This window comes from Microcoleus sp. PH2017_35_SFW_U_B, from assembly GCF_020737865.1.
GTDB lineage: Bacteria > Cyanobacteriota > Cyanobacteriia > Cyanobacteriales > Microcoleaceae > Microcoleus.
The window spans coordinates 1-12,872 of record NZ_JAEQDE010000139.1; the positions used below are offsets into that span (position 1 = coordinate 1).

13 protein-coding genes and 1 pseudogene are annotated in these 12,872 nt (G+C 43.2%); 8 read left to right on the forward strand and 6 right to left on the reverse strand.

The features are described from left to right. The 3 genes and pseudogenes from JGK36_RS30830 to JGK36_RS30840 form a co-directional block, all read left to right on the forward strand. Positions 1–687, forward strand: a pseudogene (locus JGK36_RS30830) (hypothetical protein); the annotation flags it as partial. Between the two features lie 322 nt (positions 688–1,009). Further along, the gene (locus tag JGK36_RS30835; RefSeq protein ID WP_293199016.1) at positions 1,010–3,106 is read left to right on the forward strand and encodes an SPFH domain-containing protein; all 2,097 of its coding nucleotides are present in this window, start codon (positions 1,010–1,012) and stop codon (positions 3,104–3,106) included. 95 nt (positions 3,107–3,201) lie between these two features. Further along, on the forward strand, positions 3,202–3,996 hold the full coding sequence (locus JGK36_RS30840) for a leucine-rich repeat protein (protein ID WP_293199018.1): 795 nt from the start codon (positions 3,202–3,204) through the stop codon (positions 3,994–3,996). Positions 3,997–4,150: 154 nt separating this feature from the next. Here JGK36_RS30840 and JGK36_RS30845 read toward each other — a convergent pair whose 3' ends face one another. From JGK36_RS30845 to JGK36_RS30855, 3 genes are read right to left on the reverse strand one after another with little or no spacing between them, the layout of a single operon-like run. Next, entirely contained in the window at positions 4,151–4,495 is a 345-nt protein-coding gene (locus JGK36_RS30845; protein WP_293185370.1) for a type II toxin-antitoxin system RelE/ParE family toxin, read from the reverse strand. Next, positions 4,488–4,790, reverse strand: coding sequence for a UPF0175 family protein (locus JGK36_RS30850; RefSeq protein ID WP_293199020.1), 303 nt, complete (start codon positions 4,788–4,790; stop codon positions 4,488–4,490). Before JGK36_RS30850 ends, JGK36_RS30845 begins: the two co-directional genes overlap by 8 nt. A 16-nt stretch (positions 4,791–4,806) precedes the next feature. Next, a complete protein-coding gene (locus JGK36_RS30855) occupies positions 4,807–5,004 on the reverse strand; it encodes a hypothetical protein (RefSeq protein ID WP_293185367.1) in 198 nt (65 codons plus the stop codon). A gap of 117 nt (positions 5,005–5,121) precedes the next feature. On the opposite strand from JGK36_RS30855, the gene JGK36_RS30860 reads away from it, so the two are divergent. Beyond that, positions 5,122–6,540, forward strand: coding sequence for an ABC transporter substrate-binding protein (locus JGK36_RS30860; RefSeq protein WP_293185365.1), 1,419 nt, complete (start codon positions 5,122–5,124; stop codon positions 6,538–6,540). 135 nt (positions 6,541–6,675) lie between these two features. Continuing rightward, positions 6,676–7,269 (forward strand): Uma2 family endonuclease, encoded by a 594-nt coding sequence (locus tag JGK36_RS30865; protein WP_293199022.1) that lies wholly within the window; start codon positions 6,676–6,678, stop codon positions 7,267–7,269. A gap of 52 nt (positions 7,270–7,321) precedes the next feature. Here JGK36_RS30865 and JGK36_RS30870 read toward each other — a convergent pair whose 3' ends face one another. From JGK36_RS30870 to JGK36_RS30880, 3 genes are read right to left on the reverse strand one after another with little or no spacing between them, the layout of a single operon-like run. Next, positions 7,322–8,176 (reverse strand): metal ABC transporter permease, encoded by an 855-nt coding sequence (locus JGK36_RS30870; protein ID WP_293199023.1) that lies wholly within the window; start codon positions 8,174–8,176, stop codon positions 7,322–7,324. Next, entirely contained in the window at positions 8,176–8,952 is a 777-nt protein-coding gene (locus tag JGK36_RS30875; RefSeq protein ID WP_293185361.1) for a metal ABC transporter ATP-binding protein, read from the reverse strand. Before JGK36_RS30875 ends, JGK36_RS30870 begins: the two co-directional genes overlap by 1 nt. A gap of 41 nt (positions 8,953–8,993) precedes the next feature. Further along, positions 8,994–10,058, reverse strand: a complete 1,065-nt coding sequence (locus tag JGK36_RS30880; RefSeq protein ID WP_293199025.1) for a metal ABC transporter substrate-binding protein — start codon at positions 10,056–10,058, stop codon at positions 8,994–8,996. Between the two features lie 277 nt (positions 10,059–10,335). Here JGK36_RS30880 and JGK36_RS30885 point away from each other — a divergent pair, with 277 nt between their 5' ends. Genes JGK36_RS30885 through JGK36_RS30895 form a run of 3 tightly spaced genes read left to right on the forward strand, consistent with a single transcriptional unit; the run spans position 10,336 to position 12,598 of the window. Further along, on the forward strand, positions 10,336–10,860 hold the full coding sequence (locus tag JGK36_RS30885) for a hypothetical protein (RefSeq protein WP_293199026.1): 525 nt from the start codon (positions 10,336–10,338) through the stop codon (positions 10,858–10,860). Beyond that, positions 10,857–11,411: a hypothetical protein gene (locus JGK36_RS30890; RefSeq protein WP_293185355.1), complete on the forward strand. Its 555-nt coding sequence runs from the start codon at positions 10,857–10,859 to the stop codon at positions 11,409–11,411. The genes JGK36_RS30885 and JGK36_RS30890 overlap by 4 nt, the downstream gene beginning before the upstream one ends. Before the next feature lie 38 nt (positions 11,412–11,449). Further along, positions 11,450–12,598 (forward strand): methyltransferase domain-containing protein, encoded by a 1,149-nt coding sequence (locus JGK36_RS30895; RefSeq protein WP_293199027.1) that lies wholly within the window; start codon positions 11,450–11,452, stop codon positions 12,596–12,598. The last annotated feature ends 274 nt before the right edge of the window (positions 12,599–12,872 follow it).

The window sequence follows — 12,872 nt, forward strand, 5'->3', positions numbered from 1 at the left end:
AATACGGGAAAAGTTACGGTGAATTTACCAGATGCTTTGTCAGGCAAAGTTCTCTCGTTTACGAATTTTGGTGCAGCAGCAGTTCCTCGTCAAGTAGATACTAAGACATTTGAATTTGTCGCAAGTCAGGCTATTCAACCGGAACAAGAATTAGAAGTGCAGATTGCATTTCCCCAGGCGATTTTGAATGTACCTCAATCTGGTTGGCAACAAAGTGGTAAGCAATCTCAATCTGCTTCGGAAGAAGAAGGCTTTTTCGTACTGAACGCAATCAATGATTTTATAAGCTTATTATTACTGAACGCAATCAATGATTTTATAAGCTTATTGCTGTTATCTCCTTTGGGGCAGTTCTTCATTATCTTGCTTATCATAACATCGCCTATCTGGCTGTCTGTACTTTTATTAATATTATGGGGGATTTGCGCCTATCTTACAAGATTCTGTTTTAGATGCAAAAAGTTTACGCTAGACACCGATACACAAGTAATCTCTACAGCTACTCCAAAGACTAAAGGGAGGGATAAAGTTATCCGTCACTGTAGTAATTGCGGTTATCACCATGAAAAAATAGTTGTGACAACTTATGTAGATCCAAGTAGTAGTGATGGTGGCGGCGGTGGCGGTGGTGGTGGCGGTGGTGGTGGTGGTGGTGGTGGTGGTGGCGGTGGTGGTGGTGGTGGTTGATATCAACGGGAATTACGCATCACAATCAAAGAAACCGGGTTTTTAGTTAATCTGTGGGCTGTAACGAAGTATTTGGGAAAAAACCCGGTTTCTGACTATCCGTTGGGCGCATCACAATCAAAGAAACCGGGTTTTTACTGAATCTATGGACTATAACGAAATATTGTCGCAAAAACCCGGTTTCTGACCATCCGTATTCCAAATATGACTTTTATGAACATAATTCATGACTTTAATGAATTGACCTCAACAGAAATCTATTGAATACTGATTGTAGTAAACAAATTTCTCGTACACTTTCGCTTAAAGCAGGTTAAAAACTATGACTAAATCACGTTGGCTTCGCAAGCTTTTACCCTTAGCAGTATCTGTAGCAACCACGATCGCACTAGCAGGCACTTTTGCCCCACCAACTCCCGCACAAACCAATCCGCCACCTCCCCAACCCCAACCAGTCCAACCAGCGACAGAAGAAGGTTTTACCATCCCGATTTGGATCTTTCCCGTAGGCGCAATGTTCTTTGTGTTCATGTTTATCCCCAAAATTGGTTGGACTTTGGGCTTAATTGCGATCGGCGAACGAGAAGTAGGCATTGTTACCAAGAAATTCTCCAGCAAAAACTTGCCATCCAGTAGATTGATTGCACTCGATGGTGAAGGAGGTTTGCAAGCAGATACCCTTCCTCCCGGCTGGCATTTTGGTTATTTTCCTTGGCAATATAGCGTTCGCAAAGAACCTGTTGTTGTAGTCCCTCAAGATGAAATTGGGTTAATTATTGCTAATGACGGAGCCACTATTCCTTCCGATCGCATTTTAGGCAAAGTCGTCGATTGCGACAACTACCAAAATGCTCGCAAATTCCTCACCGACGGTGGCGAAAAAGGACGGCAACTCGCCATCATCACCACTGGTACTTATCGGATCAATACGGCTGTATTTGAGGTCATTACTTCAGCCAATGCTGCGGCAAAAGGTATGCAGCCATCGGAACTTCATCTATACAAACTTGCTCCGGATCTCGTGGGAATCGCCAACGTGCTCGACGGAGTTCCGATTGATGAAGGTGAAATCGCTGGGCCGATAATTCCCGGTCACGACAACTTCCAAAAAGCGCAATCCTTCATCAAAGGTGGCGGGCGCAGGGGCTTGCAAGAACAGGTAATTTTATCCGGTTCTTGGAACCTGAACCCTTGGTTTGTGAAAGTTGAAGAGGTCAAAATGACCGAAGTGCCGATCGGCTATGTCGGCGTAGTCATTTCCTATGTGGGAGAATCGCACAAAGATGTAAGTGGTGTGGCTTTCACCCACGGAAATCTTGTCAACAAAGGTGATAAAGGCGTGTGGGTAGAACCGCTTTACCCAGGCAAACATCCGATCAATACAAAGGTGATGAAAGTCGAACTTGTTCCCACTACTGATGTAGTTTTAAACTTCACAACACGGTTCAGCGGAGAACACGGCTACGACTCGAAATTAAGCGCTTTGAAATTGCTTTCTTTTGACGGATTTACCTTTGAGTTAGAAGTTTTTCAAATCATTCATATCGGTACTTTGGATGCACCGAGAGTCATTTCGCGGCAAGGTTCGATGCAAAATCTGATTGACCAAGTGCTGCGTCCAATTGTGGGCAATTACTTTCGGAATTCGGCTCAAGAATATACGATTCTCGACTTTTTAATCGCACGCAGCGAACGCCAAGCAGAGGCCGCCGAACACGTCCGTCAAGCCCTACGTGCCTATGACGTGCAGGCTGTGGACACGCTGATCGGTTTGATTTCGCCGCCAGCAGAGTTGATGCAAACATTGACCGATCGCAAAATTGCTCAGGAACAGGAAAAAACCTACGAAGTACAGCGGATTTCAGAGTATCAGCGTCAAGAATTGGTGCGCGCAACTGCGATCGCCAACATTCAAAATCAGGTCGTAGCGGCGGAACAAGGGGTGAAAATTGCTCAATTGAGTGCAACTGCTGCGATCGAACACGCAAGTGGTGAAGCTGAAGGGATTCGGTTAATGGGACAAGCAAAAGCGGATGCTTATCAAGTTGGTGTTAATGCCCTCGGTACGCAGAGTTACACGCTGTTGCAATTGATGCAAGCGGTTTCGGATGGTAGCGTTCGCGTTGTTCCCGATGTCACAGTCAATGGTAACGGTGGTAGTGGGGGTTTGTTGGACGGTTTGATGGCAATGTTGCTGCGGAATGAAACCAGTAAAAATGGAGATAATGGAGCACAATCACCTGTAATTAATGTGAAGAAATCTAAGTCTGTTGTTGTGGAACCTGTGGCCGAATCACCTGTAGTAAAAGTGCATTCGGTGGAGTCGGTGGAGTCTCCTGATCGTTCACCAGTTGCTCAGTCTGTGGCTGTTGCTGAGACTGATATTGATGCAGCATTTGGTGAATTGTTAGATATTTGAGTTGAGTGTAATTGGTAGAGAGGACGACTGTCCTCTCTGAAGGCTTTTTGTTGATACTGAAGGTTGACATTTCGGAAAATTAGAGGCACAAAATTATGACGTTTATAGTTGGAGACAAACACATGAATTTACCAAGGTCGATCGCAATTACTTGTTTTACGATCCTAGCAGTATCTGGAAATGCACTATGTGCGATCGCAGCGGAAACGCAACCCGCAAACAAAACATTTGGTGATTGGTGTCGCGAAAAAGCTTCTTTGAGTCCAGAAGCTAAACATACTGTTGAGGTACTTTTAGAAAAAGCAGGGACTACTGAGTGCAATGCAGCTAATCAGGAACTTTCGACTCTTACAGAACTAGACCTCAACGGCAATCAAATTAGCGACATTCAACCGTTGCAATCCTTGACCAACCTATCTATGCTCGATCTCCGATATAATCAAATCAGTGACATTCAACCGTTGCAATCCTTGATCAACCTATCTATGCTCGATCTCCAATATAATCAAATCAGCGACATCAAGCCATTGCAATTTTTGACTAAAGTGAATACTCTCTTCCTCAACAACAATAAAATCAGCGACATCAAACCCTTGCAATCTTTGACTCAACTGACTAATCTCTTCCTCGACAACAATAAAATCAGCGACATCAAACCGCTAGAATCTTTGACTAAACTGAATACTCTCTTCCTCAGCAACAATAAAATCAGCGATATCAAACCGCTAGAATCTTTGATCAATCTGGACTGGCTCCTCCTCAACAACAATCAAATAAGTGATATCCAACCCTTGGAGTCTTTGACTAAACTGAATAGTCTCTTCCTCAGCGAAAATCCGATCGATCCCAAAACTTGCCGTCTCAAGCCAGAGTCTCGCTGTAACTGGTAACCACCAACTAAACGATAAAATTTCACTATTACGGAAAATTAGGGGCACAAAATTATGACACTTATAGTTGGACAAAAATACATGAATTTATCAAAGTCGATCGCACTTACTTGTAGTTCACTCATCGCTGTAGCATTATTATTTAGTTGCTTTTTCAAGAGCCATCGATAATGTCTCGAATTTGATTGGCTGGGATGTCATCTTGGTCTGATTTCGAGTAGATAACGACGAGTAAGATGTAGGTATCACCGCTGAGTTGATAGATAACTCGATAGCCACCACTTTTGCCCTTTTGGATGTCGCTGTTTTTCAGGCGAACTTTGAATACGGTGTAGCCAGTTCCGGGGATTTGGTCGCCGATGAAGTTGCCAGACTGTAGCTCGTCAAGTAGCGGTTTTAGGTCGGTGCGGATGCTACGATAGCGTTTAATGAGGGTGCGAAGTCGCGTTTTGAACTCATCGGAAAAGACAAGCTCGATTTGGGGTGTCTCGTTAGTCATCTATGCCATCCCACAGTTCGGAAATAGGGTGTAATTTACCTTCTTTAACTTGCTGTATAGATGTACGGAGGCTGGCTAGGACAAGTTCGGCGGGCTCGTCATCGATATCTGCGGGTGGAATGACGATATTGCGATCGATTAATAGTTGGTAAAAGTCGTCCACAGACATTACAGCAAGTTGAGCGGCTTGATCGAGACGGAGGCTGTGTTGCTGATAAAGTACGATCGCAAGTTCGAGTCGTACATCGGCTTCAGTCAGAGGTAGATTGTCGGGAAGGGCGATCGTAATTTGCATGATTTAAGGTTTAATTTCAGAGATATAAGACGATCGAACTTATAGTTGCACACAAACACATGAATTTACCAAAGCCGATCGCACTTACTTGTTCTACGATCCTAGCATTACCTGGAAATGCACTGTGTACGATCGCACCATAAACGCGATCGCACACAGCAAAAATTCCTGAAACCCCTGTGGGGGAGGCATCTTGCCCACCCCAAACATCCAAATATGACTTTTATGAGTTTAAATTAGTGAATTTAATGAATTGACTTTAACCAAAATCTCTTGAATACTGATTGTAGTTAATAACTTTTCTGTAGAAATCATATAAGGAGAAAAGATTATGTCCCAAGATAAAAGGAAAAGCCCGCCACCCATTGTTTTTATTATTGCCCTCGGCTTAATTGGGTTTGGTGTATTCAAATTCCTTCCCGGTTTATTCGCATCCAAAAGTTCAGATACATCTACACCTACACCTGGATCTACACCTACAGCGGGTGCGAGTCCATCGGGTGCGATCGCAACTCGCATCAGTTTAGGAAATCAGATATTGGTGACATCGCAAACAACACCAGACAAACAAGCAGGCGTTGATGCTTTTGGTAAAGGAGATTACTCTGCTGCGATGCAAAGTTTTCAGGCTTCGCTGCAAAAAAATCGCAACGATCCAGAAACAGTTATTTATTTAAATAATGCCGCAGCCCGCAGTAACCCTTCCTTGTTAAAAATTGCTGTCAGCGTCCCCATTGGTAGCAACCCCAATGTCGCCCAAGAAATTCTCCGAGGAGTGGCTCAAGCTCAATCTGAAGTCAATAAGAGCGGCGGTATCAATGGCGCAAAACTGCAAGTAGAAATTGTCAACGATGACAACGATCCAGGAGTTGTCAAAGAAGTTGCAAACACATTGACAAAAGATGCCAGTATACTAGCAATAATTGGACACAATGCCAGCAACGCCTCTCTCGAAGCTGCGCCAATCTATCAGCAACAAAAACTGGTAATGGTGACACCGACAAGCTTTGCTAATGATTTATCAGGATTTGGCAGTTACATCTTTCGGACTGTTCCCAATATTAGCATCATGGCCGCTCCCTTAGCAGAATATGCTGTCAAAACAGGCAAAACTAATATTGCTATTTGCTATGACTCGAAAGCACCCGATAATATATCATTTAGAGATGAATTTGTGGCAGCTCTAACTGCTGCTAAAGGCACAATAGTTCCTACTGTTTGCGACTTTTCACTCCCTTCTTTTAATCCCGACACTGCGATCGCCGATGCAGTCAGCAAAGGCGCACAAGGATTGATGTTAGCACCTCACATCGATCGCATCGATCGCGCAATTTTTCTAGCTCGCACCAATCAAGGCAAATTGCCACTCTACGGCAGCACCACAATGTACACCTTTCAAACGTTAAAAGATGGACAAAAGAGCGTTGACGGGCTTGTTTTGCCTGTTCCCTGGCATCCTGAAACGAATCCCGGTAGCACTTTCCCAAAAAATGCCAGTCAGCGCTGGGGAGGAGTAGTAAATTGGCGCACCGCAACGAGTTATGATGCGGCTCAAGCTGTGATCGCGGGATTGCGGAAAAGTAATACGCGGCAAGGGTTACAAGAAGCACTGAAAAGTACAAGTTTCTCGACACCAGGGGCTAGTGAGGATGTGAAGTTTTTGCCAAGTGGCGATCGGGCGGGTTCGCCAATTTTAGTGCAAATTAAAGCAGTAGGAAAAACTGGCTATAACTTTTCCCTGTTGCGGTAAATTTATTCGGACTGTAGGGGCGGGTTCACCAACAATATTTGCCAAAAACCGACAATCTCATAAACCCGCCCCGGCTTGTTTTTAAGCGATTTTTAAGATATACTAAAATAAGTAGATTAAAGGAGAGCCTTGTATATGATCGCGCAAGTTGAAACCAAAACCTACACGGCCCAAGAATATCTAGAAGCTGAAGTTAATTCTCTGGATCGACATGAATTTATCAACGGGGAGATTATTCTGATGGCTGGCGGCACACCGAATCACAATGAAATCACGAGCATCTTAAACGCTATTTTGAGGGTGAGTCTTAAGGGTAAACCTTACAGTATTTTTGCATCCGATCAGCGGCTTTGGGTTCCGCAACTTAATAATTATACTTATCCAGACGTGATGGTGGTGGCAAAACCGATCGAACTTCAATCTGGACGCACTGATACAATTACCAATCCCCTGCTGATTGCTGAAGTGCTATCTAAAGGTACTAGAGCTTACGATCGCGATGATAAGTTTGCTGCTTATCGCAGTATTCCGAGTTTTCAGGAGTATTTGTTAATTGACCAATATCGGCTACAGGTGCAGCAATATTCTAAAACTGACGCGAATAAGTGGATTTTTTCGGAATATAGCTGTGCGGGCGATCGAGTTGCATTAACTTCTATTCCTGTGGAATTTTCTGTGGCAGATTTGTATGAAAATATTGAGTTTGATGTGACACCAAATCCGGCTTAAATATCGAGGCGGATTTGGTTTGTATTGGAGCAGTTTTAACCGCCCACTCTGATTAATCGATCGCCCCTGAGTCCCTAGATCTCACCAACAAACCATATTTCGGGGCAAAAACCATCGCCAACACAAACAGCAGCGTTTGCAGCACCACAATACATCCGCCTGTCGAACCATCAATGTGATAGCTGATATAAGTTCCCATTACGCTAGAAAATACTCCCGAAGTCATCGCAATTAGCGTCATATGGTCAAAATTATCACTCAATAAATACGCCGTAGCCCCCGGAGTTACCAACATTGCTACTACTAAAATAATCCCGACTGTCTGAAGTCCCGCAACTGCTGTCAGCGATAGCAAAGACAGCAACACGTAATAAAGGAAAGTGATATTTAAACCGATCGATCGCGCGTGGGTCGAGTCAAAACAAAACAGGATTAAATCTTTGCGTAAAATTGCCAGCGTCACTAAGGTAATGACACTAATAATCACAGTTTGAACAATATCTGAATCGGAAATACCTAAGACATTGCCAAATAAGATATGCGTTAAGTCGATCGAACTTCTGACTTTAGAAATTAACACCAAACCAAAGGCAAAAAATCCAGTAAACACTAAACCAATCACTGTATCTTCTTTAACGCGAGTTTTTGCTTTGATAAAGCCGATCGCAATTACCGAGCCCACACCAAACACAAACGCCCCCACCGCCAAAGGAATATTCAGCACATAAGCAATCACAACCCCCGGCATCACCGCATGGGAAACCGCATCGCCCATCAAAGCCCATCCCTTCAAAGTCATATAGCACGAAAGCGCCGAACAAACAATCCCTACTAAGGCGCTGACTAAAATCGCCTTCACCATAAATTCATGCTGCAACGGTGCGGTAAACCACTGAATTAAGTCCATTATTGCTTCTCCCGATTCACTTGAGTTAACCGACTTTTTGCAGACGAAAAATCACCAACCGAACCGCCAAAGGTGCGGGAAAGATTTTCTTCTGTAAACACTTCTGAGGTGTTGCCGTAGGCGAGAATACTGCGATTAATTAATACTACTTGGTCGCAAAATGTAGTAATCGATTCTAAATCGTGAGTTGAAACCAGAATTGTATGGCCTGTTTGACGCAATTCCATCAGCAAATCAATCATCATTTTCTCGGTTTTGATATCAACTCCGGCGAAGGGTTCATCTAGCAGTAAAACCTTTGCTTGTTGCGCCAAAGCCCGCGCAAAAAAGGTGCGTTTCTTTTGTCCCCCGGATAACTCTCCGATTTGGCGATCGCGCATGGGCCACATTTCCACCCTTTCCAAGCTTTCTCGCACCGCTTGTTTGTCGATCGAACGCGGAATCCGCAACAGATTCATGTAGCCGTAGCGCCCCATCATCACCACATCATAAACGTTCACCGGGAAATTCCAATCTACCTCTTCCGACTGAGGCACATAGGCAACCAGATTGCTTTTTTGCACTTGACGGATCGGCAAGCCATTAATTAAAATTCGTCCGGTGTTTGGCTTCACAAACCCCATAATTGCCTTAAACAGGGTTGATTTTCCCGCACCATTCATCCCCACCAAACCGCAAATTGTCCCCGCTTTAAGTTGCAGAGAGGCTCTGTGCAAGGCTACTTTACCATGATAAGCAACCGTGACATTTTCAATGTCAATACTGATTCTATCCATACCAATTTCTCCAAATTACCAAATTACCAATGCCCAATGCCCTATCCCCCATTACCCTGTAGTCCTTTTATCAAAGTATTGACGTTGTATTCAAGCATCTTAAGGTAGGTTGATGCAGGGCCTTCCGATGGAGAGAGGGAATCGACATAAAACACCCCGGCAAATTTTGCCCCGGTTTCCTTTGCTACTTGAAGCTGTGCTTCGTTGCTGACGGTACTCTCGCAAAATACGGCGGGGATTTTGTTTGCTTTGACTGTATTAATCACCCGTTCAACTTGTTTCGGTGTAGATTGCTGTTCGGCATTTACAGGCCAAATATAAACTTCTTTCAAGCCGTAGTCGCGCGCAATGTAAGAAAAGGCGCCTTCACAACTTACTATGTAGCGTTTGTCTGGCGGAATCGCTGAGATAGCTTTTTTGAGCTTTTCATCGATCGCTTCAATTTGCTGACTGTATTTTGTCGAATTCGCTTCATAGGTTGCAGCATTGGCTGGATCGGCATTTGATAAAGCTCTGCGAATATTTCTAACGTAAATTAAGGCATTTTTAGGTGACATCCAAGCATGAGGATTCGGTTTACCTTTGTAGGAATCTTCGGCAATATTAATGGGATTGATTCCTTCGCTGACAGTAATGCGAGGAACTTTTGGCAAACTGTTATAAAATCGAGTTGCCCAACGTTCTAAATTCAATCCGTTATCCAAAATTAGACTAGCACCTTGCCCTCGTTTTAAGTCGCTAGGAGTGACTTCATAGCCGTGAATTTCCGCCCCAGGCTTTGTGATGGATTGAACAGTTAGCTTGTCACCAGCGACATTCTGTGCCATGTCTGCCAGCACCGTAAAGGTGGTGAGAATGACTTTTTTGTCTTTTCGGAACCAATCGGTGGCAGTAGGGCTAGAATCTCGATTTTGATTGGTTTGAGGCTCTACCGTCGTCTGAGTGTTGCACGCGGTGACGCACACTCCCAGCAACAGCCCCAATCCAATCATCTGATATTGTTTCCAAACGGGAGAGGAGAGGAGAGATAGGGGGAAAGGGCGAGATGGAGTCATAATTTGACGCTTTTTGAGCATATATTCCAAAATGCTAGCTAAATTTGCCACAGATTACGGCAGACAGCCCGATCGACTATCGCTAATTTTCATAATCTTTTCATTATTTAAATTTATCACAGAATCGGGGAAAATGAAAGAAGCATGAACAGTGAGGGTAAATAGGCGATCGGATCAGCAAAATAGACTCTTCAGTGAGAAGCCTGTTTTGGGGAGACACGATGCCTACCCACAAGTTTTGAATATGATAAACTTAAATAGATCGCTGATTGAAAAGTGTATAATTGCTGAGGTATTATAGTTGGTTGCGGAAAAAGATTACCAAAGAATGATTCAATCATTGCAATGGGATGAGTTACGAACTCTATGGAACAATATCGAGAATCGTAGCACTCCAGGATGGGACGCGGGTAAAGCCTTTGAGTACCTGATTATCCGAGCATTTCAACTTGATGGTGCAGAGGTAAAATGGCCTTACAGCGTGACACTTTTTGATGAGGTAGTCGAACAAATTGATGGCGCTGTCCATTGTTTGGGACTTTCTTGTTTAATTGAAAGCAAAGATTTTGCAGACAAAACAGTTGATATTACTCCTATTGCTAAACTTCGCAATCAACTTTCACGCCGTCCCGCCGGTACAGTTGGATTAATTTTTAGTCGTACTGGGTTCACAAATGCGGCTGTCAGTCTTTCATACTTTTCGCTGCCACAGGCGATTCTGATGTGGAATGGAGCAGAACTAAAATATGCCTTAGAACAGGAAAAAATTTGCGAACTATTAACTTTAAAATACCGTGCCTGTGTAGAAGAAGGATTGCCTAATTACAACGTTATCGAGGGAGATATTCAATGATTACTTACATTCTTTGTGAAGGGGCTTTTGATGCACAACTACTTAAAACTGTGCTACCAGAAAATTTACTCACTGATGTGGGAGTTGTTGTTGGTGGTAAAGTATATAATATTAAGTCACTAGCTATGTCTTTAATTGTGCGGCGGCGAGTACCAGTTCTGATCGTATTTGATGCAGATTCAGTAGTACCGGAGTTAGTTGAATTACGTCGCAACGATATTGAAGAAATACTTGAATTTGTAGCGGGTAAGACACCATTTAAAGTAGTTTCTGCTGTTCCTGAAATAGAAATTATCTTTTTTCAAGATGTCTCTTTGCTTTCGCGGTTGATAGGATACATTCCTCCTCAAGATGTACTTGACTTGGCAGTTTGTCAACCTAGAAAAGCTTTAGAAGAATTGATTGCCCGATCAGAAAATATTCACGATCGCTCACAAATAATCGATCATTTGACTAATGAAGATATTGAGATTTTACGATCGTCTTCAGTTATGCAGGAGATTGTTCACTTTCTTGATTCTGTACGTGAAACAGTAGCAGCTACTTTATAATACTCTAATTAATAACTTTGTTAATTTGAGTATAGATATTGTATGATTGGCGATTCACTTCCTGGTTGCAGGCTAATGCTTATTTGCAACAGCTAAAACTAGAGGAAAATACTGTTTCAAGTCTGCTCGAAATCATTGCCACCTACGAACTCAACTATGTAATTGTGTTTTTGTCGATCGCGAATGACAAGAAAATTTGGGATTTTGTGGCAAAAGTTGGCAATTTATGCGGTTCGCGTGCTATTAACATATATGCAAGCACTGGGAAGAATTTTAACCCTCCCGGAAATCCTAAAGTTTATTCAATTCTCCCTATGCCGAAATCACCATCAATCGAAATTTCCAAAGTAACTCGCTACCAAAATGCAGCGCTGAATTACTATTTGGGCTTGACAGAATCTCCCTATCTTCACTATGGCTATTGGGAAACCTTACCTGTGCCCGCTGATGAACTAACACTCGCGCGGCTACGCATCGCCCAGCAAGCTTATACGGATAAGTTGTTAGATTTTATCCCGAAAGACATTAAGACTGTCCTAGATGTAGGATGCGGGATTGGGGGAAATGCGGCTTATTTGCTCGATCGCGCTTTTGGAGTCGAAGGACTAGCGCCCGATCCGTTCCAACAACAGCGCTTTCTGAAGTGTACAGGCGATCGCGCCATCTTCCACCTCACCAAATTTGAAGACTTCCAAGCCACCCATTCCTACGATTTAGTCCTCTTTAGCGAAAGCAGTCAATATATGTCTGCTGTCGATATAGCTAAAGGTGCGGCGGCGGTGCTCAATCTTGGAGGATACGTACTGCTTGCGGATATGTTGCGCTCTAATCGTGATTATACAGAAGGAATGTTTTCTAACTGTCATGTTGTGGAAGAACTGGAATCTGCATTGATGCAAGCGGGGTTTAATTTAGTAAAAGCTGAGGATATTTCTGCTCATATTGTACCAACAATTGATTTGTATGTCGATACTTTCCGCAGGTATGGACTGAACACAATGATTTATGTTGCAGATTTAATTTCGATCGCGGTTCCGCCGATTCATAAAATTCTGCGTTGGATATTTCGCCGCTGGTTTAAGAAATTGGTGGTTGAAGGATTGGAGGCGAGTCAACTATTTGAAAAGCATCTTTGTTATGAGATTCAACTTTGGCAGTTGAGAGAAAAAGATGAACGCAGCAAATAGAAGATTGGGCGGTTGAAACCGCGTCTATACAAATTGCTGTCATTGTCATTGCGAGCTCCTAGCGAAGCAATCGCATAATCTCGGGGATTGCTTCGCTAAGAGCTCGCAATGACATATTAACGTATGACAGTATTTAAATTTAATTTTTGTGCGGGCTAGAAGCCCACCCCACAAATCCCAATTACCAATTACCAATTACCAATTACCAATTACCAATTACCAATTACCAATTACCAATTACCAATTACCAATTACCAATTACCAATTACCAATT